Annotated in this window: 22 protein-coding genes and 1 pseudogene; 19 read left to right on the forward strand and 4 right to left on the reverse strand. The window is 69.6% G+C overall.

The genetic code is table 11. The annotated features are described in order from the left end of the window. Positions 1-414: 414 nt before the first annotated feature. Positions 415-1,254 (reverse strand): hypothetical protein, encoded by an 840-nt coding sequence (locus H0B56_RS03360; protein WP_180891422.1) that lies wholly within the window; start codon positions 1,252-1,254, stop codon positions 415-417. A gap of 355 nt (positions 1,255-1,609) precedes the next feature. Here H0B56_RS03360 and H0B56_RS03365 point away from each other — a divergent pair, with 355 nt between their 5' ends. Continuing rightward, the gene (locus H0B56_RS03365; RefSeq protein ID WP_180891423.1) at positions 1,610-2,266 is read left to right on the forward strand and encodes an RNA polymerase sigma factor; all 657 of its coding nucleotides are present in this window, start codon (positions 1,610-1,612) and stop codon (positions 2,264-2,266) included. 5 nt (positions 2,267-2,271) lie between these two features. On the opposite strand, the gene H0B56_RS03370 is transcribed toward H0B56_RS03365, so the two are convergent. Further along, positions 2,272-3,447, reverse strand: coding sequence for a pyridoxal phosphate-dependent aminotransferase (locus tag H0B56_RS03370; RefSeq protein ID WP_180891424.1), 1,176 nt, complete (start codon positions 3,445-3,447; stop codon positions 2,272-2,274). 228 nt (positions 3,448-3,675) lie between these two features. Between H0B56_RS03370 and H0B56_RS03375 the strand changes: the two genes are divergently transcribed. From H0B56_RS03375 to H0B56_RS03385, 3 genes are all read left to right on the forward strand, one after another. Beyond that, positions 3,676-4,920 (forward strand): DUF445 domain-containing protein, encoded by a 1,245-nt coding sequence (locus H0B56_RS03375; protein ID WP_343063753.1) that lies wholly within the window; start codon positions 3,676-3,678, stop codon positions 4,918-4,920. 100 nt (positions 4,921-5,020) lie between these two features. Then, the gene (locus H0B56_RS03380; protein ID WP_219632106.1) at positions 5,021-5,713 is read left to right on the forward strand and encodes a maleylpyruvate isomerase N-terminal domain-containing protein; all 693 of its coding nucleotides are present in this window, start codon (positions 5,021-5,023) and stop codon (positions 5,711-5,713) included. A gap of 78 nt (positions 5,714-5,791) precedes the next feature. Next, positions 5,792-6,160: a VOC family protein gene (locus H0B56_RS03385; protein ID WP_180891426.1), complete on the forward strand. Its 369-nt coding sequence runs from the start codon at positions 5,792-5,794 to the stop codon at positions 6,158-6,160. 54 nt (positions 6,161-6,214) lie between these two features. Here the strand turns inward: H0B56_RS03385 and H0B56_RS03390 are convergent, their stop codons facing one another. Further along, positions 6,215-6,466, reverse strand: a complete 252-nt coding sequence (locus H0B56_RS03390; protein WP_089300377.1) for a Smr/MutS family protein — start codon at positions 6,464-6,466, stop codon at positions 6,215-6,217. Between the two features lie 317 nt (positions 6,467-6,783). On the opposite strand from H0B56_RS03390, the pseudogene H0B56_RS23170 reads away from it, so the two are divergent. From H0B56_RS23170 to H0B56_RS03410, 4 genes and pseudogenes are all read left to right on the forward strand, one after another. After that, a pseudogene (locus H0B56_RS23170) lies at positions 6,784-7,197 on the forward strand (helix-turn-helix domain-containing protein); the annotation flags it as partial. Between the two features lie 381 nt (positions 7,198-7,578). Beyond that, positions 7,579-8,316 carry a hypothetical protein gene (locus H0B56_RS03400; protein ID WP_180891427.1) on the forward strand — a complete coding sequence of 246 codons (738 nt, stop codon included), beginning with the start codon at positions 7,579-7,581 and terminating at the stop codon, positions 8,314-8,316. Between the two features lie 146 nt (positions 8,317-8,462). After that, positions 8,463-8,756, forward strand: a complete 294-nt coding sequence (locus tag H0B56_RS03405) for a DUF2516 family protein (RefSeq protein WP_089300576.1) — start codon at positions 8,463-8,465, stop codon at positions 8,754-8,756. 12 nt (positions 8,757-8,768) lie between these two features. Continuing rightward, complete coding sequence (locus tag H0B56_RS03410; RefSeq protein ID WP_180891428.1) at positions 8,769-9,323, forward strand: YbaK/EbsC family protein; 555 nt, start codon at positions 8,769-8,771, stop codon at positions 9,321-9,323. A gap of 4 nt (positions 9,324-9,327) precedes the next feature. Here the strand turns inward: H0B56_RS03410 and H0B56_RS03415 are convergent, their stop codons facing one another. Continuing rightward, positions 9,328-9,837 carry a DUF2505 domain-containing protein gene (locus H0B56_RS03415; RefSeq protein ID WP_180891429.1) on the reverse strand — a complete coding sequence of 170 codons (510 nt, stop codon included), beginning with the start codon at positions 9,835-9,837 and terminating at the stop codon, positions 9,328-9,330. Positions 9,838-9,861: 24 nt separating this feature from the next. On the opposite strand from H0B56_RS03415, the gene H0B56_RS03420 reads away from it, so the two are divergent. The 11 genes from H0B56_RS03420 (at position 9,862) to proC (ending at position 21,985) form a co-directional block, all read left to right on the forward strand. Beyond that, a complete protein-coding gene (locus H0B56_RS03420; protein WP_180891430.1) occupies positions 9,862-10,932 on the forward strand; it encodes a UDP-N-acetylmuramate dehydrogenase in 1,071 nt (356 codons plus the stop codon). A 348-nt stretch (positions 10,933-11,280) separates the two neighbouring features. Further along, complete coding sequence (gene mshA / locus H0B56_RS03425; protein WP_281373563.1) at positions 11,281-12,534, forward strand: D-inositol-3-phosphate glycosyltransferase; 1,254 nt, start codon at positions 11,281-11,283, stop codon at positions 12,532-12,534. Next, positions 12,531-13,022 carry a type III secretion system chaperone family protein gene (locus H0B56_RS03430; RefSeq protein WP_180891432.1) on the forward strand — a complete coding sequence of 164 codons (492 nt, stop codon included), beginning with the start codon at positions 12,531-12,533 and terminating at the stop codon, positions 13,020-13,022. The genes mshA and H0B56_RS03430 overlap by 4 nt, the downstream gene beginning before the upstream one ends. 590 nt (positions 13,023-13,612) lie before the next feature. Then, on the forward strand, positions 13,613-14,362 hold the full coding sequence (locus H0B56_RS03435) for a phosphoglyceromutase (protein ID WP_180891433.1): 750 nt from the start codon (positions 13,613-13,615) through the stop codon (positions 14,360-14,362). A 229-nt stretch (positions 14,363-14,591) separates the two neighbouring features. Then, positions 14,592-15,836 carry a sensor histidine kinase gene (locus tag H0B56_RS03440; protein WP_343063736.1) on the forward strand — a complete coding sequence of 415 codons (1,245 nt, stop codon included), beginning with the start codon at positions 14,592-14,594 and terminating at the stop codon, positions 15,834-15,836. Between the two features lie 19 nt (positions 15,837-15,855). Beyond that, the gene (locus tag H0B56_RS03445; RefSeq protein ID WP_180891434.1) at positions 15,856-16,542 is read left to right on the forward strand and encodes a response regulator; all 687 of its coding nucleotides are present in this window, start codon (positions 15,856-15,858) and stop codon (positions 16,540-16,542) included. Between the two features lie 166 nt (positions 16,543-16,708). After that, the gene (locus H0B56_RS03450) at positions 16,709-17,692 is read left to right on the forward strand and encodes a Ppx/GppA phosphatase family protein (RefSeq protein ID WP_180891435.1); all 984 of its coding nucleotides are present in this window, start codon (positions 16,709-16,711) and stop codon (positions 17,690-17,692) included. A gap of 57 nt (positions 17,693-17,749) precedes the next feature. Next, positions 17,750-19,066, forward strand: coding sequence for a hypothetical protein (locus H0B56_RS03455; protein WP_180891436.1), 1,317 nt, complete (start codon positions 17,750-17,752; stop codon positions 19,064-19,066). A gap of 123 nt (positions 19,067-19,189) precedes the next feature. After that, positions 19,190-19,960 (forward strand): sugar phosphate isomerase/epimerase family protein, encoded by a 771-nt coding sequence (locus H0B56_RS03460; RefSeq protein WP_180891684.1) that lies wholly within the window; start codon positions 19,190-19,192, stop codon positions 19,958-19,960. 188 nt (positions 19,961-20,148) lie between these two features. Beyond that, on the forward strand, positions 20,149-21,000 hold the full coding sequence (locus H0B56_RS03465; protein ID WP_180891437.1) for a thioesterase family protein: 852 nt from the start codon (positions 20,149-20,151) through the stop codon (positions 20,998-21,000). Between the two features lie 121 nt (positions 21,001-21,121). Further along, complete coding sequence (proC, locus tag H0B56_RS03470; RefSeq protein ID WP_180891438.1) at positions 21,122-21,985, forward strand: pyrroline-5-carboxylate reductase; 864 nt, start codon at positions 21,122-21,124, stop codon at positions 21,983-21,985. Positions 21,986-22,134: the final 149 nt, after the last annotated feature.

The raw sequence follows: 22,134 nt of genomic DNA on the forward strand, positions 1-22,134 counted from the left end.
ATACCTCGAGCTCCGGTCCGACCGCCGGGGCCGCCCCTCGTAGGCGGCCGCGCCGGCGATCGCGATAGGTATTGGGGGCGGGGGGCTTCCTGGCACTGCCCCTCAGCGTGCCGAGAAAGCCCCCCGCCCAACAGGTGCGCGGCCGGAGGGTCGTGTATTGGCGCGGTGAAACACGACCGCTCCTCGCGCACCGGATCGGGCTCCGGCGCCGCGGGGGCATCGCGGCGCCGGAGCACCTGGCCCGAATCGGCCGGGCGCGGTCGGTCGATTCGGGTGGCCCATGGACGGGTTCGGGTGTTTCGGGGAAGTCGGAGTGAGACGCGGCAGCGCTCCCGGGTGGGTCCGGGCTCGTCTGCGGTGGGAGACCCCGGTCGGAACCGTCAGTAGGGCACAGGTGGGCCCGGGGTAGCGGCGTCAGTCAGGCGATGTGCACGGCAGGGCGGCTTCCGTGGCCGTGTCCTGCGCGGCGTCGCGCTCGGCCTGCCCGAGGGGTGCGTACCCGGTCATCGCAGGCGCGGGGTCGAGGTGGGCCTGATGGGGCTTGGCGCTGCCCCCGGCGTCGCAGGCCGCCCCCGCGCTGGTGCCGCCTGGCAGTGGCTGCGTGCTCGTCCGCAGCATGTTCGCGGTCTCGTCGCCGTGTGGGGGGCCGGACGGGCCGAGAGTGCGCCCGGGAACGTCGCCGAGCTCCCCGAGCGCGTCGCCGATGACGGCCTCCCGGGGGCGACCTTCGGTCTCCGGCGGCTCCTCGGCCGTTTCCGCGGACTCCGGCCGGTCGTGCGCGGCACGCTGAGCATCGGTGCCGGGCGAGCCTTCCGGCTGCGGCTCCGGGGCGGGCTGCGGGCTTTCGCCCGCATCGCCACCGGGTGCCGGAGGCTCGACCGGGTCCGGCTCGTCGGGGACGACCAGATCGGCTGCCTCGGTGACATCGTTCGCGGCGTCGGTGGCCGTCGAGACGGTGTCGTCGACGACATCCGTCGCCGATCCGGTCGCCGCTTGTGTCGTCTCGATCGCGTCGCCTGCCACCGAGTCGACGGCGCCGAGCAGGCCACTACCGGAGGAGTCGTCTGTGTCCGCGGAGGTGTCGGTAGTCGAGGTGTGCGAGTCGGCGCCGGTATCCGGCTCGGAGGCCCCTGCAGGTGTACCGGTCGCGAGCGCCAGCACCATCCAGCCCGCTGCCACCAGACCCGCGACGACGAGGACACGGAGGAGGGCACGCCGTACCGCGAGGGCGGCTCGACCGGGCACGGCCAGCACGGCTGTCACCTCTATCCGTCCGTCCGATGGGTCCGGGTCCGATCGGGAACGCGGCCGCATTCCCGGCACGTCATTCTCACACCGTGCTCGAGTGTTGCACCCAGCGGCGGCTCGATCCACCCCATACGGCCGATCAGCGCAACCGCCGCCGGCGGCTTACCTCGGGTGATCGTGACTACGCGTGTCCGGGATGCTACTCGGCCGGACTGAGTACATGGCCGTGTGACCCCGCGCGCGAAACTACTCCACTTGGCGCACAACGGGGTTTTCGGCGGCCGTCGAGTGGATCCGCGCAGGTCGGGACACACGTCTCAGCGGCGGTGTTGGTACGGATCGACAGCGCGGGTGGGGCGGTATGGAGTCCACGGAAGACCACGACGCGAACGTCGTGCGGCGCGGGACCGTCGGCGATGAGGCCGCTGTCGTGCGGCGCGGGACCGTCGGCGATGAGGCCGCTGTCGTGCGGCGCGCCGCCGCGGGGGATCGAACGGCGGTCGAGATACTCGTCGCGCGCTACTCGCCCGCGATGCGCTCGATCGCGTGGCGGTACCGGCTCGGCCACGCCGACGTCACGGATGTCCTGCAGGAGGTGTGGCTGCTGTTCTGGCAGCACGTGGACACCATCCGCGAGCCCGAACGGATCGCCGGCTGGCTACGCACCACGACGCAGCGGGAGGCGCTGCGGGTGGTGCGCCTGCGGCGCAGGGAAGAGCCGGACGAGCGGTGCCACGAGCTGGCTGTCCGGACGCTCGACCGCTACACGCCGGAAGCCCAGGTGCTCCGGGCCGACGAGGCGCGCGCTCTGGTTCGTGCGGCCCACCGGCTCGATCCGCGGGACCGCGAGCTCGCCTCGGCGATCGCCAACGAACCGGACCTGACCTACGCCCAGCTCGCCCGGCGACTCGGCGTGCAGGAGAGCAGCGTCGGCCCGATCCGGGCGCGGTGCCTGCGCAAGCTACGCAGGATCCTTGCCGCGGAGGGCGTCGGCGACGCGCACGGGCGAGAAGGGTGAGGCGGTCACGTTCCGGTCAGCCGGTGCAGCCGTTCGATGGCGGTGTCCAGCACCTCGTCCCGCTTGCAGAAGGCGAACCGCAGCAGGTGCGTGTTCCCCGCGCCGTTCTCGGTGAACACGCTGACCGGAACCGCGGCGACGCCGACCCGTTCCGGTAACGCCCAGGCCAGGTCGGTGGCGTCGGAGTAGCCGAGCGGGCGCACGTCGGCGCACACGAAGTAGGTGCCGGAGGACGGCAGCACGGAGAATCCGGCCTCGGCGAGCCCGGCCGAGAGCCGGTCCCGCTTGTCGCCGAGCGCGGCGCGCGACTGTCCGACCCAGTCCAGCTCGGTGCGCAGCGCGTGCGCGACGGCCGGCTGGAACGGACCTCCCGAGACGAACGTCAGGAACTGCTTGGCTGCGCGCACCGCGGCGATGAGGTCCCGGTTCCCGCAGGCCCATCCGATCTTCCATCCGGTGCAGTTGAAGATCTTGCCCGCGCTGGAGATGGTGACGGTGCGCTCGGCCATGCCGGGTAGCGTCGCCACCGGGACGTGTTCGGCGTCGTCGAAGACGAGATGCTCGTACACCTCGTCGCTGATGGCGATGAGGTCGTGCCGCACGCACAGCTCGGCAAGCGCGGCGAGCTCGGCGCGGGTGAACACGGTGCCGGTGGGGTTGTGCGGCGAGTTGACGATGATCGCGCGCGTGGAGTCGGTGATCGCGGCCTCGAGCGCGGCCACGTCCAGCTCGAAGCGCCCGGAGCTCTCGTCGAGGTGCAGCGCCACGACACGCCTGCGCGCGCCTGCCATCGCCACGGCAGCCACGTAGGAGTCGTAGTAGGGCTCGAGCACCAGCACGTCGTCGCCCTGGTCGGTCAGCGCGAGCACCGAGGCCGCGATGGCCTCGGTGGCGCCCGTGGTGACCAGCACCTCGGTATCCGGGTCGTACTCCACCCCGAAGCGTTTGCGGTGCTCGGAGACGGCCGCCCGCAGCTCTGGCCTGCCGGGGCCGGGCGGGTACTGGTTCGCGCCGTTGTCGATCGCGTCGTGGACCGCGTCCAGCATGCCTGCCGGACCGTCGGTGTCCGGGAAGCCCTGCCCGAGGTTCACCGCGGAGGTGCGGGTGGCGAGCGCGGTCATCTCGGCGAAGATCGTGGAGGCGAACGGGCGCAGGGCGGGGACGAGGGCAGGTTCACGCACAATGCGTGATCCTCGCCGACCCGCGGGGTCGAGCGCAATCCGGCCCGGCCGGCCGCGGTGCCGCAGGGCACTGACCGCCTGGTGTGCCTGCGCCGCACGCCGTGGTCGCGGGTGCGGCGCGGCACGTGGCCCACAATGGTCGCTGTGAAACGACTAACCGCCGGTGAACGAGTCCGCCCCGGCGCCGGGGCGCCTGCGACAGCGCCCGTCCCGCCCCGGGGTTCCTCGATCGGTGACGAGGCCAAGCGGCGCGACCTGAACAGGATGAAGGCGGTATCGCTGGCGTTCCTCGCCGGTGCGGCCGCCGTGTTCTTGCTGGCCAGCTGGGCGGAGTCGCGGGGTTGGCCCGGCTGGGTCAGCTACCTCCGGGCAGCAGCCGAGGCCGGCATGATCGGCGGGATCGCCGACTGGTTCGCGATCACGGTGCTGTTCCGCCATCCACTCGGGCTCAGGATCCCGCACACGGCGATCATCCCGAAGCGCAAGGACCAGTTCGGTGCGAGCCTCGGTGAGTTCATCGACACGAACTTCCTCGCCGAGGAGGTCGTGCACGACAAGCTGCGCAGGATGGACGTCGCGCGCACCATCGGCGAGTGGCTGGCACAGGAGGTCAACGCCCAGCGGGTGACCGCGGAACTGGCGTCGGTCACCCGCGGCGCGGTCACCGTGCTGCGCGATGCCGACGTGCAGGCCATGCTCGAGCGTGCCGTGACCGCGCGCGCCGTGGACACGCCATGGGCACCCGCGCTCGGCCGCGTGCTCGAGCAGGTCTGCGTGGACGGCGCGCACCACCAGCTGGTCGACCTCGTGTGCGACCGGGCGTACGAGTGGGTGCGGGACAACCACGCCACCGTGCTGCGGGTCGTGTCCGACCGGGCACCGAGCTGGTCCCCGCGGTTCGTCGACGGCCTGGTGGCCGACAAGGTGTACGGGGAGGTGCTGTCCTTCGCGTGGGCGGTCAAGGTCGACGTCAACCACCCGATGCGGATGGCCGTGGACACCTTCCTCGCCGAGTTCGCCCGCGATCTGCGTGACGACCCGGAGACGATGGCGCGCGCCGAGGAGATCAAGCAGCGTGTCGTCGAGCATCCCGAGGTCGGCAAGTTGATCGGCTCGGCATGGTCGACGGCCAAGGAGATGCTGCTCAGCGCGGCGGAGGACCCGTCGAGCGAGCTGCGGAGCAGGGTGCGCGACGGCATCCGCGGACTCGGCGTCCGGATGTCGTCCGACGAGGCGTTGCGTGACAAGGTGGACGGCTGGGTCGAGGGCGCGGCGAGCTACCTCGTCACGAACTACTCCACGCAGATCACCTCGTTGATCACCGATACCGTGGAGCGCTGGGACGCCGCGGACACCTCGCGCAGGATCGAGCTCCAGGTGGGTCGGGACCTGCAGTTCATCCGGATCAACGGCACCCTCGTCGGCGCGCTGGTCGGCATCGTCATCCACGCGGTCTCCCAGCTGCTGTTCTGAGCCGCGAGGTGGGAGCCGAAGGTGACATCGGGATCCTTCTAAGAACCCGATGTCACCTTCGGCTCCCACTGTCCGCGCACCGGTTGCGTACCGTGCGTGCGTGGCCGAATCTTGGGGCATGACCACCGAAGAGCGTGCCGGTCACCGGGTGCTGCGGTCCGCCTACGCCGGTGTGGTCGACGCGTCACGAGGCATCTCCGAGGGACAGGCATGGCTGCCGACCGGCTGCACCGGGTGGTGCGTGCGCGACGTGCTGTTCCACCTGATGCGCGACGCCGAGCGCGCGCTCGTCGCGCTGAACACCCCGGCCGAGGGTGAACCCGACACCGACGCGATCTCCTACTGGCGGGCGCATCGGCCGAGTACCGACCCCATGCAGCACAACCTGCGGATGACCAGGATCAGCGCGAGCGTGTATCCCACGTTCGAGCCGCTGCACGCCGCGTTCGACGAGACCGCGACGGCCGCCGTGAACGCCGCGCGGTCCAGCGGAGCCCGCCGGACGGTACGCACCCAAGGGTGCGTACTGCTCGTCGAGGACCTGATCACGACATTGATCGTGGAAGCAGCGATCCACCATCTCGATCTCGTCGTCGTGCTCGACCGGCCGGGTCCCTCCGAGGACACGTTACGGGTGGTGCGCGGAACGCTCGACGGTCTGCTCGGCGAGCCGCTCCCGTTCCCTGCCGGGGACGAGACCTACGCGCGTATCGGTACCGGTCGCCAGTCGCTGACCACCGAGCAGCGCCATGCCCTCGGCTGGCGGGCGCACCGCTTCCCGCTGCTGGGATGACGGTCCTCCCGGGACTGTCGGGGGTCGGCGGCATCCTGTAGGCGCAGAACGACGTCTCACCGTCAAGCGAGGTTGATCATGAGTGCCGCCGTGCGTTTCGAGTGTGTCGCACTCGACTGTCCCGACCCGTACGAGCTCGCGTCGTTCTACGCGGGCGTGCTCGGTTGGGAGATCCATTCCGACAGCGAGCCGGACGACAGCTGGGTGACGCTGAGCAATCCGGACGGAGGAGCCGATATCTGCTTCCAGCTGGATCCGGCGTACCAGGCGCCGACCTGGCCGTCGAACGAGCGCGCGCAGATGCTGCACCTGGATTTCGAGGTCGCCGACATCGCTGCCGAGCACGAGCGTGTACTGGCGCTCGGTGCGCGGCTGCTGGATGACAGGCCGGAGCGGTTCCGGGTGTACGCCGACCCTGCGGGGCACCCGTTCTGTCTCGTGTGGTGACACGCGCCGGCGAGCCGGGCGGGACCCGTCCCGCGTTGCCGGCAGCACGGCGCGTCAGTGCCGGAACCGCACGAAGATCCGGCCGTGGTTCTTCGAGTCCTTGTCCACGCGGTGGTACATCGCCTTGATGTCCTTGCGGTCGAGGAACCGCAGCACGCGCTTCTTCAGCTGCCCGGTCCCCTTGCCCGGGATGATCTCGACCAGCGGTGCCTTCTTGGCCACGGCCTCGTTGATGATGTCGTGCAGGGCCTTGTCGATGTCGGTGCCCCGGTTGTAGATGTCGTGCAGATCGAGCTTGAGCTTCATGTGGCATCCGTGGCTGTAGCTGCGTAGGTCGGATGGTCGGACGCGTGCTGGTCGCCATCATGAGCGTGGCGTCACCGGGCGGTCAATCGGCAGGCGGGCTGCCTGCCGTGGGCCACGCGCGGATCCCACGTACGGCCCGCCCCGGCGAGTGCGGGTGAGTGGCGATCCAGGTACCCGGTCGAGGCGAGTAGCCCGGCACGCGAGTAAGCCTTCCGGTGCCGCGAATCACACCCGATCGATGCAAGCAGAGTGCTTGCTATAGCTAGCATCGCAGCATACAGTAGATACTACCGCGAGGAGGTGGACCAGATATGGGCATGCAGACCGGTTCCGAAACGGATGCCGACGGTCAGGGTGTGGCCGATGGTCCGCACGGAAAGCCGATCGGCAAAGTCGCCGATATCGGTCGCGATATTGGTTCCTATATCCGGCAGCAGCGCAGCAACGCCAAAATTTCATTGCGTGAGCTCTCCAAGATGGCGGGGGTCTCTAACCCCTACCTGAGCCAGATCGAAAGGGGAGTGCGGAAACCGAGCGCGGAGATCCTGCAGCAGATCGCCAAGGGACTGCGCATCTCGGCGGAGGCGCTTTACGTGCAGGCGGGGATCTTGGATGTGCCGGAAGGCGGCGCCGTATCCGACGCGATTCGCGCGGATCAGGAGCTGTCCGAACGGCAGAAACAGGTCCTCCTCGACGTCTACGAGTCGTTCCGGCGGGAGAACTCGGCGTCACAGGTTCCATCCGAGATTTCGGAAAACGAAGCGGGATCCGGTCTCTGGGAGTCGCAAGTGGATACTCCGAATCCCGGAAGGTCGGAACTGGACGGAAGTCGCACCTCCGGGTCGGCGTACTCCGGGCAGCGCCCGGAGGACACGCCTGGCGATCGTGCTGGTTGAGCCAGGAATGTGGGCGAGGTGAGAGGGCGGCCCGCTACCCGAGCGCGGACCCGCGGATGCGCGCCTTTCGGGAGACTGTTCGCGAACCGGTGGATCGCACCGCCGGGGCGTTGGAGGCCCGAGTCGTAGGCAACGGTGCCGCGGCGACCAGCTCGACATACGAATATGGGCGCCATGCTTTTCAACAGTACATACGATATCGAGGAGTGAACGAAAATGACTCGTTCGAACGAGGAGAATGCCCGCACCGTGCGGGAGAATGTCCGCACACCGCTGCTCGCGGTACTCGGCGCCGGTAGCGTCGCCAGCCAGTCCGTCGTGGACGCCGTGCAGAAGGCGCGCGAGCGGGTCACCGAGCGTAGCGAGACTGCCCGCAAGAACTTCGAGGAACTGCCTACCGAGGTCGAGGAGCTGCGCGAGAAGCTCGACCCGGCCGAGCTGCGCAAGCTGATCGACGACTACACCGAGGCCGCTCGCAAGCTGTACGACAAGCTCGCCGAGTCCGGTGAGGAGACACTGGACCAGATCATGGCGCAGCCCCAGGTCAAGCGCGCTTTCGAGCAGCTGGAGGAGACGACCCGGCTCGCCCAGGAGCGTGTGGAGGACGTGACCGGCGAGGCCCGCGAGCGGGTCGAGGACGCGTTCGGCAAGGTCACCAAGCGCACCCGCTCGGTTGGCGAGAAGGCCGCCAACGCCGTGGAGAGTGCCAGCGAGACCGGCGCGAAGAAGGTGGAGTCGGCAGGCGAGGAGCTCGCTTCCGAGACCCGCAGCGCCTCGCGCAAGGCGGCGAACAAGACCGCCCCGCGTACCGCGAACGGCACCCGCAGTGGTGGCAGCGGCAGCGGCGGGGCCGCCAAGTCCTCCGCGAGCAAGTCCAAGTCGACCTCCTCGTCGAGCTCGACCGGTTCCTCCGCGAACTCGACGAAGAAGTCCACAACCAAGGACGAGAGCTGAGCCCCGGTTAGCTCTCCCGGTTAGCTATCCCCGGGCTGCGGGCAGGCCGCGGAAGCCGGCGGCCTGCCCGCAGCTCAGGCCGGTGACACGCGGCCTGCACGGTGGCCGGGTGTGAAAACACCGCGGGCCCGCCGTACGCTATACGTGTGCCTGGGATCGACACGCTGATCATTTACGCGATCAACCTGGCGGGGATACCGCTGGGTATCTTCGCGTTCGTGCATGCCCTGATGCAGCGAGCCGACGCGTACACCGCCGCGAACCGGATGACCAAGCCTGCCTGGCTCGGCATCACCGGAGCGGCCGGGTTCGTGCTGGTGCTGCCCGTATTCTCGTTCTACGGACCGGGCACACTCTTCTGGCTCGCCTCCCTGGTCGCCGTGCTTGTCTACATCGTGGACGTGCGTCCGAGCCTGGCCGAGGTGCAGGGTAAGGGCTGAGGCCGAGCGTTGATGACGAGCTGGACCATCGCCGGGAGCCTGACCGTCGAGCACGTCGACGAGCGTCCCGACCTCATCGCGGAGCCGGTCGCCGCCGCGCTGCGGCGGCTGCGCGGCGGTACGGACATCGGCGTCGTCGGGATCGACCCCGACCTCGCCGACACCGCGGAGTTCTGCGCGGCGTACTCCTCACCCCTTGAAGCCTCGGCGAACTGTGTCGTGGTGGCAGGCAAGCGTTCCGGAGAGATCCGGTACGCGGCCGCGCTCGTGCTCGCCACGACACGTGCCGACGTCAACACGGTCATCCGGCGCAGGCTGGACGTGCGCAAGGCTTCGTTCCTCGGCAGCGAGGAGGCGGTCGAGCTGACCGGGATGGCCTACGGCGGGATCACCCCGATCGGGCTCCCGGACGGGTGGCCCGTGCTGCTGGACAGCGCCGTCGCCGGAGCCGCCGAGCTCGTCGTCGGCAGTGGCCTGCGCGACAGCAAGCTCCTTGTCACCGGCGAGTTCCTGGCCGGGCTTCCGAACGCGGAGGTCATCGAGGGTCTCGGCAAGCCAGTCTCCTGACCGGCTACGGGCGGTGCGCGGACAACCGTTCGGCCGTGTACCGCGCCTCGGCATCCAGCAGCGTGCACACGTGCTCGGCGATCATGCGCTCGAACTTCCCGCCGACCAGGGGTATGCGCACGGTGGCTTCCCCCGTGACGCGCAGCAGGCTGCCCTCGTCACGTGCTGTGAGCTCGGTCACGGCCGTGACCTCGCCCGGCACGCCGGAAACGGTGGCGCGAGCCGAACCCCGCACGATCCCGCCCGCGGTGCGCGTGCCCCATTCCTGTTCCCGGTGCACGACGAGATCGCCAGCCAGCACGTCCCGTACCGCGCGCGGGACCTTCTCGGCAGGGACTCCCTGGCGCATGTGATAGGACACACCGGAGCCGCTCGCGGAGTGGGCGAGCAACTCGGCGTCCTTCCCGCCGATCTCCGTGAGCTGCTCACGCAGGGCGTCCTCCGAGGTGAGTCTGTCGAGGACCAGCTCGACCGGCCACCCGAAGCTCGCGGAGTGCTCGATGCGCGCGCCCATACCGGGCACACTACCGTGGCGGTCATGGACGGCGTCGCGATCCGGCTCGGCGAGTACACCACGTTGCGGCTCGGTGGTCCCGCTGCCGGCATGGTCACCGCGGACGACGAGGAAAAGCTGATCTCGGCTGTACGGGAGCGGGACGAGACAGGGGCGCCGGTTCTGGTGCTGGGCGGTGGCTCCAATCTCGTGGTCTCCGATGCGGGCTTTCCCGGCACGGTCGTGCACGTCGCCACGCGCGGCGACGCGGTCGTCGGCTCGTACCCGGAACGCTCCGAGGTGCATGTCGAGGCAGCTGCGGGGCAGGACTGGGACGAGTTCGTCGCTCGCACGGTCGAGGCGGGGTACGGGGGGTTGGAGTGCCTCTCCGGCATCCCCGGCAAGGTCGGGGCCACCCCGATCCAGAACGTGGGGGCCTACGGCTGGGAGGTCGCGCAGTTCCTGCGGTGGGTCCGGCTCTACGACCGGCGGCGCGGCGAGACGGTGACCCTGCTGCCCGACGACCTGGGGCTCGCGTACCGCACCAGCAAGCTCAAGGGCACCGACACGTCGGTCGTGCTGAGCGTGTGCTTCGGCCTGCACACCGACGGGCTCAGCCAGCCCGTCCGGTACGGGGAGCTGGCCCGCGCGCTCGGAGCGCAGCCCGGCGCCCGGGTGCCGGTCGCCGACGTGCGGGCTGCCGTACTGGAGCTGCGCCGTTCCAAGGGAATGGTGCTCGACGCGGAAGACAGGGACACCTGGAGCGCGGGATCGTTCTTCACCAACCCGATCGTCGCCGAGGCGGAGCTTCCGGCGGTGCTGGAACGGGTCGCCGAGGTTGTGGGCGCGGACGTGCCGGTCCCGCAGTTCACCGTGGACACGGGGGTGAAGCTGTCCGCGGCCTGGCTGATCGAGCGGGCCGGGTTCGGCAAGGGTTACCGAGGGCCCGGTGGGCGGGTGAGCCTGTCCGGCAAGCACACGCTCGCGCTGACCAACCGGGGGACGGCATCGACGGCGGACCTGCTCGCGCTCGCCAGGGAGGTGCGTGACGGGGTGGCGGCGCGGTTCGGTGTGCTGCTGCATCCCGAACCATTGCTGATCAACTGCTCGCTCTGAGCCCGCTGCCCGGCACAGCCGCCGCACCCGGCGCGCGTGCGGCGAGATTATGACGACTGTCACCCCAGTGGGTACCGCACGGCGATCGGGAAGACGCCGGGGTGTTGCGGTGTTGGTCGGTTGGGGAGTTCGTCGCGGACCGCCGCGGGCGTGCTCCGGTCACGACCCGGCGTCGGACATAACGCGGATGCGAGGAGTCGCAGGTTAATGAGGGCATTGGGCAGTGATCTGCCGGACGACGAGCAGGCGGAAGTGGCGTCGCCCGCACGAATCGCTGGACCAACGGAAAATGTGATACCGCACACATACGCGGGGCGGGCCGCGCGGTTGCCCCGCCGTGTCGCGGTGATGTCGATGCACACCTCCCCCCTGGAGCAGCCGGGGACCGGTGATGCCGGGGGCATGAACGTCTACATCACGCAGACGGCCGAGGCGATGGCCCGCAAGGGTGTGAACGTGGAGATCTTCACCAGGGCGACGTCGTCCGACCAGCCGCCGGTGGCCGAGCTGTCGCCGGGGGTGCTCGTCCGGCACGTGCCTGCGGGCCCCTACGAGGCTCTCGACCGCAGCGAGCTGCCGTCGCAGCTGTGCGCGTTCAGCGCCGGCGTGCTGCGCACCGAGGCGTTTCACCCGCCCGGCTACTACGACCTGGTGCACTCGCACTACTGGCTGTCCGGCCAGGTCGGGTGGCTCACAGCGGAACGGTGGGGCGTACCGCTGATCCACACGGCGCATACGCTGGCCAAGGTCAAGAACGCCGCGCTGGCAGACGGGGACACGCCGGAACCGCGCACGAGGGTCTTCGGCGAGCAGCAGATCGTCGACGAGGCCGACCGGCTCGTGGCCAACACCGAGGTGGAGGCGGAGCATCTCGTGGATCTCTACGGCGCCGATCCCGGAATGCTGAGCACGGTCGCGCCCGGCGTGGATCTGGGCAGCTTCACCCCTGGCCCTGCCGGGACCGCCCGTGCCGAGCTGGGGTTGCCTGCCGACGCGATCGTGCTGGCCTTCGCAGGCCGCATCCAGCCGTTGAAGGCGCCGGATGTGCTCCTGCACGCTGCCGCCGAGCTGGTCCGCCGCGATCCCCGGTTACGGGAGCGCCTCGTGGTACTCGTCGCGGGCGGGCCGTCGGGCTCCGGGCTCGAACAACCGGAGTCGCTGCGCGACGTGGCACGCTCGCTCGGTATCGACGACCTGATGCGGTTCCTGCCACCACAACCACGGCCTGACCTGGTTCGGGTGTTCCGCGCGGCCGATGTGGTCGCCGTGCCGAGCCACAACGAGTCGTTCGGCCTGGTCGCGCTGGAGGCGCAGGCCTGCGGAACCCCCGTCGTCGCCGCCCGGGTCGGGGGCCTGCCGGTGGCCGTCCGGCACGGGGTGTCGGGGCTGCTCGTACCGACACACCGCACCGGCGACTGGGCGGACGCGCTCGGGTCGGTGGCGCTCGACCCGGCCCGCCGCGCCGAGATGGCCGACAATGCCGCCGACTACGCGCGCCAGTTCTCCTGGCAGCGCACCACGGACGCACTATTGTCGGTGTATGCCTCCGCCGTCGGCGAGGCACGTCAGCGGCAAGCGAGGAGAGCGGAGGTTGCCGTATGAGCCCGGCCGTGGAGGACGTGGTCGTCGCCACACTGGACGGGATGGGGCTGTCCTATGCCGCGCACGGTGAGGGGCGTTACTTCGTTACCCTGCCCGGCACCAAGAAGCTCCAGACGAACTGCTGGCTCATCGTCGGCGACAACGCGTTCACGGTCGAGGCGTTCGTGTGCCGCCGCCCGGACGAGGCCCATGCCGAGGTGTACTCCTACCTGCTGCGCCGCAACACGAAGCTCTACGGGGTGCACTACGCGATCGATCCGGTCGGCGACATCTACCTGGTCGGCCGGACCGGCCTGGGCTCGGTGACGGAGACGGAGCTGGACAAGCTGCTCGGCCAGGTGCTGCAGGCCGCTGACGGCGACTTCAACACCTTGCTCGAGCTCGGGTTCGCGAGTTCGATCAGGCGTGAGTGGGAGTGGCGCGTTTCCCGCGGCGAGTCCCTGGCCAACCTGGAGCCGTTCAAGCACCTCATCGACACCGACGGGTGACGCGCCGAGTGGCGGGGCCGCAGCGGTCGTGGTGCAGTAGTGGGCGAGCGGCGCTGCGGTGTGAACGCAGTGGTGCTGTCACCGGGCCCGTCACGGAGGCGGCGGGATGCGGACACGAATAGTAGGCGCGAGGCGGCTCGAGGGAGGGGGAGTCGCGAAAACTCGAGCCACCCCGCGCGAGTATCCCGCCGTGATGACCCGGTGACGAGGGGGTGTCATCGGGATCTGGCGGGCGCAGCTCGGCAGGGGAGACGAGCTGCGTCTTTCCCGCCACGAACCGGGGAGTGCGTGGAGACCGACGTGGCGGGCTGATTGACAACTTGTCAGATGTATGCCGTATCGCACAACCCCCTACAGGCCTCCGATCGAGTGTATTCGGTGAAATTTGCCCACGCAGCGCAACTACATTCCGGCGGTCTTCGCGTCTCTAATCAGTGAACGCTCTGTTCAGGAGTGGCACGCACCGGTGGAGGAACACTCTGGGTAGAGCGACGGCAGGACGACGGCAGGACGTTGTGTCGCCCGGCCACGCGCCGCCGGATGCGCGACCCGGCGCCCGGTCCGTACGGCGTTCTGGCAAGCTGGAGTGCATGGGCGATGTCGGGACGCTGGTGCTGCTGCGGCACGGGGAGAGCACGTGGAACGCCGAGAACCTGTTCACCGGGTGGGTGGATGTCCCGCTCTCGGAACGGGGTGAGGGCGAGGCCCGCAGGGGTGGCGAGCTGCTCGCCGAGTCCGGGTTGCTGCCGGACGTGGTGCACACCTCGCTGCTACGCCGCGCGATCTCCACGGCGAACATCGCTCTCGACGTCGCTGGTCGACACTGGATCGACGTGCGCCGCGACTGGCGGCTCAACGAGCGTCATTACGGGGCGCTTCAGGGCAAGGACAAGAAGCAGACCCTCGAGGAGTTCGGCGAGGAGCAGTTCATGCTCTGGCGCCGCTCGTACGACACGCCGCCGCCGCCGATCGAGAAGGGCAGCGAGTTCAGTCAGGACACCGACCCGCGGTACGCCGGCATCGGCGATGACGCGCCGCTGACCGAGTGCCTTGCCGACGTGGTCGCCCGCTTGGTTCCGTACTGGGAGTCCGCGATCGTGCCGGACCTGCGCGCCGGTAGGACCGTGCTGGTCGCCGCGCACGGCAACTCGTTGCGTGCCTTGGTGAAGCATCTGGACGGTATCTCCGAGGCCGACATCGTGGGGTTGAACATCCCCACGGGTATCCCGCTGCGCTACGACCTGGACGAGCGGCTCACCCCCGTCACGCCGGGTGGAACCTATCTCGATCCGGATGCCGCGTCCGAGGCGGCCGCCGCGGTCGCCAGCCAGGGGCGCTGAGCGACGCTTCGTGTATACGCGGTGATGGACGTGAACTCTTTCGGGTAACGCGTGCACCGCGCGGGAGATCGCCACGGTGCGTGACCCGACATGCGAGTGAGGCGCCGGCAAGCGGAGCCTGTCGTGCAGGTGAACGGGGAGCGAACAGGTGGCGGGATAGTGTCACGGGCGTCACGGATGTGCGGATAACACTAGGCCGACACGCTACGTACGTGCTTACCATGCGCCCGTGACCCTGCTCGGAACGCTCGCACTGGCCGCAGGCGCACTGATCGCCGGACTGCTGATCGGCTACGCGGCCACACGGGCGCGCCAACGCCGGGGCGGCGGCAGCCGGACCGGACCCACGGTCGTCGACCTGCTGATGCGCCTTGTGCACAACTCGCACAACGGCATCGTGGTACTCGGCCCGAGCGGCGATACGGTGGTGCACAACCCGCGCGCGGCCGAGCTGGGGCTGGTGCGGAACAACCAGGCCGACCCCCGCGCCCGGCAGGCAGCGGGGCAGGTGGCGAGCTCCGAAGAACGGGTGGAGATCGATCTGTCCCCGCTCGAGGCACGCGGGCGGCAGCCGGAGGCCGTTGTCGGTGAGGTGGCATCGCTCGGTAACGGCTACACGGTGATCCAGGCGGTCGATCACTCCGAGGCCGTCCGGCTCGAGGCCACCCGGCGCGATTTCGTGGCCAACGTCAGCCACGAGCTCAAGACACCGGTCGGGGCGATGGCCCTGCTCGCGGAAACGCTGCTCGACGCCGCGGACGATCCCGACGAGGTGCGCCGTTTCGGTGAGAAGTTGCTGCACGAGTCCACCAGGCTGGGGGCGCTGGTAACCGAGCTAATCGCGCTGTCCCGCCTGCAGGGCGCCGAGAAGCTGCCCGAGCCGACCGCCGTGGAGGTCGACGCGGTCGTCAACGACGCGCTCAGCCGGGTGAGTCATGCCGCCGAGGCGGAGGAGAGCACCGTCAACACCGACGCCGACAGCGGTCTGGTGGTGCAGGGCGATCACATGCTGCTCGTGACCGCACTGGCGAACCTGCTGACCAACGCCATCGCGTACTCGCCTGCCGGTAGCCCGGTGTCGATCTCGCGCAGGCGCGTGGACGACACCGTGGAGATCGGCGTGACCGACCGGGGGATCGGGATCGCGGAGGAGGACAAGCAGCGGGTGTTCGAGCGGTTCTACCGGGTCGACAAGGCCCGCTCCCGGATGACCGGCGGCACCGGCCTCGGCCTGGCCATCGTCAAGCACGTCGCTGCCAACCACGGTGGCGAGGTGCGGCTGTGGAGCCGCCCGGGCACCGGTTCCACGTTCACCCTGTGCCTGCCGGCAGGCCAGCAGGGGGAGGGTGCGGGCGAACACCCGGCGGCGCAGGAGGAAGACCAGGACACGATGGTCCAGCGCCGGTCCCAGCGAGGCGTGACCGGAGGGGACGGTCGTCCGAACGATACCGGGGAGTCCGGTTCGGATAGTTGACAAGGCTTGGAGGAGCCGCGTGACAAGGGTACTGATCGTCGAAGACGAGGAGTCCTTCGCCGAACCGCTGGCGTTCATGTTGCGGAAGGAAGGTTTCACCGCGGCCGTGGCGACGGAAGGCAAGCAGGCGCTGGACGAGTTCGACCGCAACGGCGCGGATATCGTGCTGCTCGACCTGATGCTGCCCGGGATGAGCGGCACGGACGTGTGCAAGCAGCTGCGGCAGCGTGCAGCCGTACCGGTGATCATGGTGACGGCGCGGGACAGCGAGATCGACAAGGTGGTCGGGCTGGAGATCGGCGCGGACGACTACGTGACCAAGCCGTACTCCGCGCGTGAGCTGATCGCGCGTGTGCGAGCCGTGTTGCGGCGGAGGAGCGACCCGGCTCCGGAGGGCGAGGAGCAGCCGGTGCTCGCCGCGGGGCCGGTACGGATGGATGTGGAGCGGCACGTGGTCACCGTGGACGGCGCCGAAGCCACCTTGCCGCTCAAGGAGTTCGACCTGCTCGAGTACTTGCTGCGCAATGTGGGCAAGGTGCTCACCCGGGCACAGCTGATCGACAGGGTGTGGGGAGCCGACTACGTCGGCGACACCAAGACCCTTGACGTGCACATCAAGCGCCTGCGCGCGAAGATCGAGAACGACCCCGCCGCACCGCAGTATCTCGTGACGGTGCGGGGCCTCGGGTACAAGTTCGAGACGTAACGGGCACCGCGCCGGAGGCCGGGTACGCCGAGACGAACCGCGTGAGTCGTATAACCAGCGCATTTCGGCCGATCGTGCGGCGCGTGGGACCGCCCGGCGCCGCACGGACGTGTCTCGTCTCTCGATACTGCACAGCGAGACGGCAAAGCGGGTACCGTAAGCGACTGTGCGACTCGGAGTGCTTGACGTGGGATCCAACACAACGCACCTGCTTGTGGTGGACGCGTACCGCGGCGGGCACCCGACGCCGATGCACAAGGAGAAGACGTCCCTGAGGCTGGCGGAACGGCTGACCCCTTCGGGGGATCTCAGTGACGTCGGCACCGAGGATCTGATCCGTGCTGTGCAGGCGGCGAAGGACTCCGCGGCGCGGCTGCAGTGCGAGGAGATGCTCGCGTTCGCGACCTCGGCGATGCGGGAGGCCGGTAACGCGAGCGACGTGCTGCGCACCGTCGCCGAGCACACCGGGGTGGAGCTCCACGTGCTCTCCGGCGACGAGGAAGCACGGCTCACCTTCCTGGCCGCTCGCCGATGGTTCGGCTGGTCGGCGGGGCGGTTGCTGGTAATCGACATCGGCGGTGGCTCTCTCGAACTCGCCATGGGGATCGACGAGGCCCCCGACATGGCCGAGTCCTTCCCCCTCGGCGCCGGCCGTGTCACGCGGACGCGCTTCTCCCACGACCCGCCGACACGGTCCGAGGTGGTCGACACCGCGGCGTGGCTCGAGCACGAGCTGTCCGAGCTGCCAAGGGAGCTGGAGATGTTCGGCAGCCCCGATCGGGTCGTGGCCACCTCGAAGACGTTTCGCTCGCTCGCGCGGCTCACCGGCGCGGCTCCGTCCTCCGCGGGCCCGCGCGTGCGGAGGACGTTGACCGATACGGGACTGCGCCAGCTGCTGTCGTTCATCACCCGGATGACCGCGGCCGACCTCGCCGAGCTCGAGGGAGTCACGGCGAGCCGGGCTCACCAGCTGGTGGGCGGCGCACTGGTCGCGCAGGCGTCGATGCGGGCGCTGTCCTGCTCTGAGGTGGAGATTTGTCCGTGGGCGTTGCGGGAGGGAGTCATCCTGCGCCGCCTGGATCATACGAACGGCGACAATCACGTCGAGCCGCTGACACGGGCTCGGCGCGGGATTGAGATCCTGTCCTGAGGGGCAGGGCCGATGTGAACTGGACTTGGTTGGCCGAGCTCGGGCACGGTGACAGAGATGAGCCGAAATCGTGATAGTCAACAGTCTCAGCGCACGGTAGCTGAGCTGCTGGCACAGCACGGCGGTAGCGTGGAGAGTGGTTCGCGCCGCCGTCATCGCCGTCGTGCGGACGACGACGGCGATGACGGCGCGCCCGCCGAGGCCGATATCGCGACGACGGCGCCACAGGCGATCATCGAGCGGATCCGTTCCGAGACCGGTGACACCGGAGGGGAAGACCGTAACGGGCACCCGCACCCCACGCCGCGGCACGAGTCGGCGAACGGGTCGAGCGCCCCCCCTCCGCCCGCGGGCGGTACCGCACCCCCCGAAGGGGGCAGGCACGGGACGATCGACTCCCGGCCGAACCACGTCGAACCCGCCGAGCCGCGGCACGCGGGGCAACCGCAGCACCCCCCGCGACCGGCACAGGCACCGCGATCGGCGGATGCCTCGCACCCCCCTGCGACGTCACAGTTCCCGGCGGGGCCTGCGGCTCCCTCCCCGCCGCCTCCCAGGCAGGCACACCCCGGCTCGGGCTACTCGCAGTCGGTCCAGCAGCATCGCAGGCAACTGGACGGCGGAACGGCAGGCGCGGATGCCGAGCCGCGCCGCGGTCAGCACCCCGCGCAGGGCGAGGATCTCGCGCAGGCGTGGGGCGAGGACGCGTACCCGGACCCGTGGCAGGCCGCGACGACCGTGCGTACCGGGCCATCGCGCGAGGCCGATACCGACGAGTTCGCCCCGGTATCCGGCGAGGATCCCGGCAGGCAGCCGGGCGTCGGCCCGCAGGACGGCCTCGCCCCGGCAGTCTCCGGCGGCGACATCGCCGACCAGGATGCCGGTGAGCTGCCCGCGCACGAGGACGACGTGCACCAGGCGGGAATCGCAGTCGAGGAACCGGACGTCGACGTCGACGCACCCGCCTACGCCCCCGACGACGACGGAACCGGCGTGGCGAGCGACGGCTGGTTCGCGGACGCCGACCTGCGCGGTGCGGACCGTTATGCCGACGACAGCGAGTACGCCGACGCGTATCCCGACGAGTACGACGACGAGTTCGAGGAGCGCTCGCCGGTCAAGCAGTGGCTCGTCATGGCCGGTCAGCTCGTGCTCGGCGTGCTCGGCGGAGCCGTCGTGTGGTTGTCGTTCAACTGGCTGTGGATGCGGACCCCGGCCGCCGCTCTGATAGCCGCGCTCGCGGTGATCGTCGGCCTCGTGTGGCTGGTGCGTAAGATTCGTCGGGCAGAGGATATGCAGACCACCGTGCTCGCGGTGCTGGTTGGACTCATGGTGACCGTGTCCCCCGCCGCGATGCTGTTGCTTTCCCGATAGGACCGTTGGGTGAACCACGCTGAGAACGTCGGTGATAGTGCAGGTCGTGCTGGACATCACGAAGCGGGCAGGTATGCCGGTTCCGCTGCCGCCGGGGGCGGTGCCGGGCACATACCGGTAGGGCTGTCCACCGCGTCGGTGTGGCCGTCGCGCGCGAACACCGCGTTCGAACTGGCCGCCGATATCGGCTACGACGGGGTCGAGGTGATGGTCTGGCCCGACCCGATCAGCCAGGATGTCTCCGCGCTGAAGTGGCTGTCCCAGAGCACCGGCGTGCCCGTGCTGTCCGTCCATTCGCCGTCCCTGCTCATCACGCAGCGCATCTGGTCACCCGACCCGGAGGAGCGGCTGCGCAGGACGGTCGACGCCGCGCTGGAGCTCGGGGCGCGCACGGTAGTGGTGCATCCGCCCTTTCGCTGGCAGCGCCGTTACGCCGATGCCTTCCCTGAGCTGGTCGCCGAGCTCGAGGAGTCCAGCGGCGTCGAGGTCGCCGTCGAGAACATGTTCAAGGTTCGGCCTCCGGGGGGTAAGGATCGGCGGGTGTCGGCGTTCCGCCCCTCGGTCGACCCCACTGATGTGGGCCATGCGCACTACACGCTGGACCTGTCGCACACGGCCGCGGCCGGTATGGATGCTTTCGCGCTGGCCGACCGGATGGGTACCGGGTTGACCCACCTGCACCTCGCCGACGGCACCGGGCAGCCCAAGGACGAGCACTTGATGCCGGGTCGCGGGTCGCAACCGTGCGCGGAGATGCTGGAGAAGCTGGCGGCTACCGGCTTCGACGGTCAGGTGGTGATCGAGCTGAACACGCGCGCGGCCCGGAGCCAGGCGCGCCGTGTGAGCGAGCTGACCGAGGCGCTCCTGTTCGCCAGGCTGTACCTCGGCCAGTAGCCGGGCTGCCTCCGGGGCACTCGCGGCTCGGTGGTCACCGGAACTCAAGCAGGACTGACACGAACCGTGTGTTGCCATGTTCGAGCTGCCACGTAGGGTTCCCCCGTGTCCCTGCTGACCTCACGTGCCACCGCTGGTGTGGTGAACCCGCCGAGAACACCACGTGACGACGAACGGGGCTGTACCACATGACGACCGCAGATACCCCGGTAGCGTTCGCCGAGGCGTGCCACCCGCGCTCGCTGGGTGACGGCACATTCACCGCGACCCTGCGGTCCGAGTGGTCCATCGGAGGGCATCCGCACGGGGGCTTCATCATGGCCCTGCTCGCCAGGACGGCAACGTCCGTGCTGTCGGGACACACCGAGCTGGGCGGTGATCCGCTCGCCGTCAGCGCCGAGTTCCTGCGCGCAACCGAGCTCGGGCCGGTACTGCTGCGTACCGAGCTGCGCAAGGCGGGACGCCGGACCACCGTGGTGGGAGTGCGCCTCGAGCAGCGAGGGCGCAGCTGTGTCGAGGCGCACGTGCTGCTGGGGCGGTTGCCCGAGCAGCGCGCGACCTCGGCGGAGCTACCCGTCCTCGCTGCCGAGCCCCCTGCGAACGCGATCACGCTGGCCGACCACCTCGGCGATGGCGTGTTCCGGCTCGCTCAGGATTGCGAGGTGCGCATCGACGCCAGCACGGCGGGGTTCTTGACGGGCAAGAAGGGGCGCCCGGCCGGGACCGCTGACCCGAGCTCATCGCTGCGCATGCGGCTGTGGGCGCGGCCGCGCAGCGCGGACGTGGACGTGTACTTCGCGCTGCTCGCAGGCGACATCAACCCGCCGGTCCCGTTCAACCTGGGCCGCAAGGGGTGGTCACCGACCGTGCAGATGACTTCCTACCTGCGCACCACACCCGCGCCGGGATGGATGCGGATCCAGGTGGACTGCGAGGCGGTGTACGGCAACTGGTTCGACTCCAGCGCCACCGTGCTGGACTCGGCAGGGCAGCTGATCTGCCAGTCGCGGCAGCTGGCCATCACCCCCGGTCCGGCGTAGCCGCGGAACGGGCCGGGCGGGCCGTGACGTGCCCGGTGACCGCGCCGCTGTGTGCAGCCCGGCCTCGCCCACAGCCGACCGTCCTACGCGGCTGCCGTACCGGCTCTGGCAGGCTTAGGGCATGACCGACCGCGACTCCGTGCCCGAGGCCGATACATCCCCCGCACCGGCGAACCCCGTCGTCGCTGTGCTGGGAGCAGGCAAGATCGGCGAGGCGTTGATGTCCGGACTGCTGCACAGCGGGTACCGGCCCGAGGAGCTGCTGTTCACGGAACGCCACCCGGAACGGGCGGCCGAGCTGACCGAGCGGCTCGCCGCGCGGCACGTCGAGCTCGACGAGGCCGCCGCCACGGCGGACGTTCTCGTGGTCGCGGTCAAGCCGCAGGACATCGACCCGCTGCTGGAGAGGCTGGCCGGCCTCATCGACGGCCGGACACTGCTGGTGTCGCTGTGCGCGGGGTTGCCGACCGCGTTGTTCGAGCGTCGCCTGGGTGGTGCGTGCCCGGTCGTGCGGGTCATGCCGAACACCCCGATGGTCATCGGCGAGGCGATGTGCGCGATCTCGCCGGGCAGCCACGCGACGGACGCGCACGTGAAGCTCGTCGAGCAGTTACTCTCCAGCGTCGGCGAGGTGGTCTCGATCCCCGAGGAGAAGCAGGACGCGGTGACGGCCCTGTCCGGATCGGGCCCCGCCTACGTATTCTTCCTGGTCGAGGCCATGATTGACGCCGGTATCCTGCTGGGGCTGCCACGCAACGTGGCAGAGAAGCTGATCATCCAGTCCACCTACGGGGCGACGAAGATGCTCGCCGAGACCGGAGAGCACCCGGTCACCCTGCGGGAGGCTGTCACGTCACCGGGCGGTACGACGATCAACGCGATCCGGGAGCTGGAGAACCACGGAGTGCGTGCCGCGTTCCTGTCGGCGATCGAGGCCGCGCGGGACCGCTCGGTGGAACTGGGCAAAGCTCATGAAGATTCCTGAGCACGCATAACGCGCTGCCGTACCGATACGGAGTCGAGTCACCCACAGGCACCCACAACACCGCCTCGGGTAAGGCTCATTAACACGAATGGCTGCGTCTGTTCGGTACCGACACGCCTACGATGGTTGCAACTTGGTCGCAGGTGTCG

This window comes from Haloechinothrix aidingensis, from assembly GCF_013450155.1.
GTDB lineage: Bacteria > Actinomycetota > Actinomycetes > Mycobacteriales > Pseudonocardiaceae > Haloechinothrix > Haloechinothrix aidingensis.

Coding starts and splice junctions, on each gene's coding strand:
- H0B56_RS03365 (WP_180891423.1), top strand. CDS start 1,610: ATGGAGTCCACGGAAGACCACGACGCGAACGTCGTGCGGCGCGGGACC.
- H0B56_RS03385 (WP_180891426.1), top strand. CDS start 5,792: ATGAGTGCCGCCGTGCGTTTCGAGTGTGTCGCACTCGACTGTCCCGAC.
- H0B56_RS03390 (WP_089300377.1), bottom strand. CDS start 6,466: ATGAAGCTCAAGCTCGATCTGCACGACATCTACAACCGGGGCACCGAC.
- H0B56_RS03400 (WP_180891427.1), top strand. CDS start 7,579: ATGACTCGTTCGAACGAGGAGAATGCCCGCACCGTGCGGGAGAATGTC.
- H0B56_RS03410 (WP_180891428.1), top strand. CDS start 8,769: ATGACGAGCTGGACCATCGCCGGGAGCCTGACCGTCGAGCACGTCGAC.
- H0B56_RS03415 (WP_180891429.1), bottom strand. CDS start 9,837: ATGGGCGCGCGCATCGAGCACTCCGCGAGCTTCGGGTGGCCGGTCGAG.
- H0B56_RS03420 (WP_180891430.1), top strand. CDS start 9,862: ATGGACGGCGTCGCGATCCGGCTCGGCGAGTACACCACGTTGCGGCTC.
- mshA (WP_281373563.1), top strand. CDS start 11,281: ATGTCGATGCACACCTCCCCCCTGGAGCAGCCGGGGACCGGTGATGCC.
- H0B56_RS03430 (WP_180891432.1), top strand. CDS start 12,531: ATGAGCCCGGCCGTGGAGGACGTGGTCGTCGCCACACTGGACGGGATG.
- H0B56_RS03435 (WP_180891433.1), top strand. CDS start 13,613: ATGGGCGATGTCGGGACGCTGGTGCTGCTGCGGCACGGGGAGAGCACG.
- H0B56_RS03455 (WP_180891436.1), top strand. CDS start 17,750: ATGAGCCGAAATCGTGATAGTCAACAGTCTCAGCGCACGGTAGCTGAG.
- H0B56_RS03465 (WP_180891437.1), top strand. CDS start 20,149: ATGACGACCGCAGATACCCCGGTAGCGTTCGCCGAGGCGTGCCACCCG.
- proC (WP_180891438.1), top strand. CDS start 21,122: ATGACCGACCGCGACTCCGTGCCCGAGGCCGATACATCCCCCGCACCG.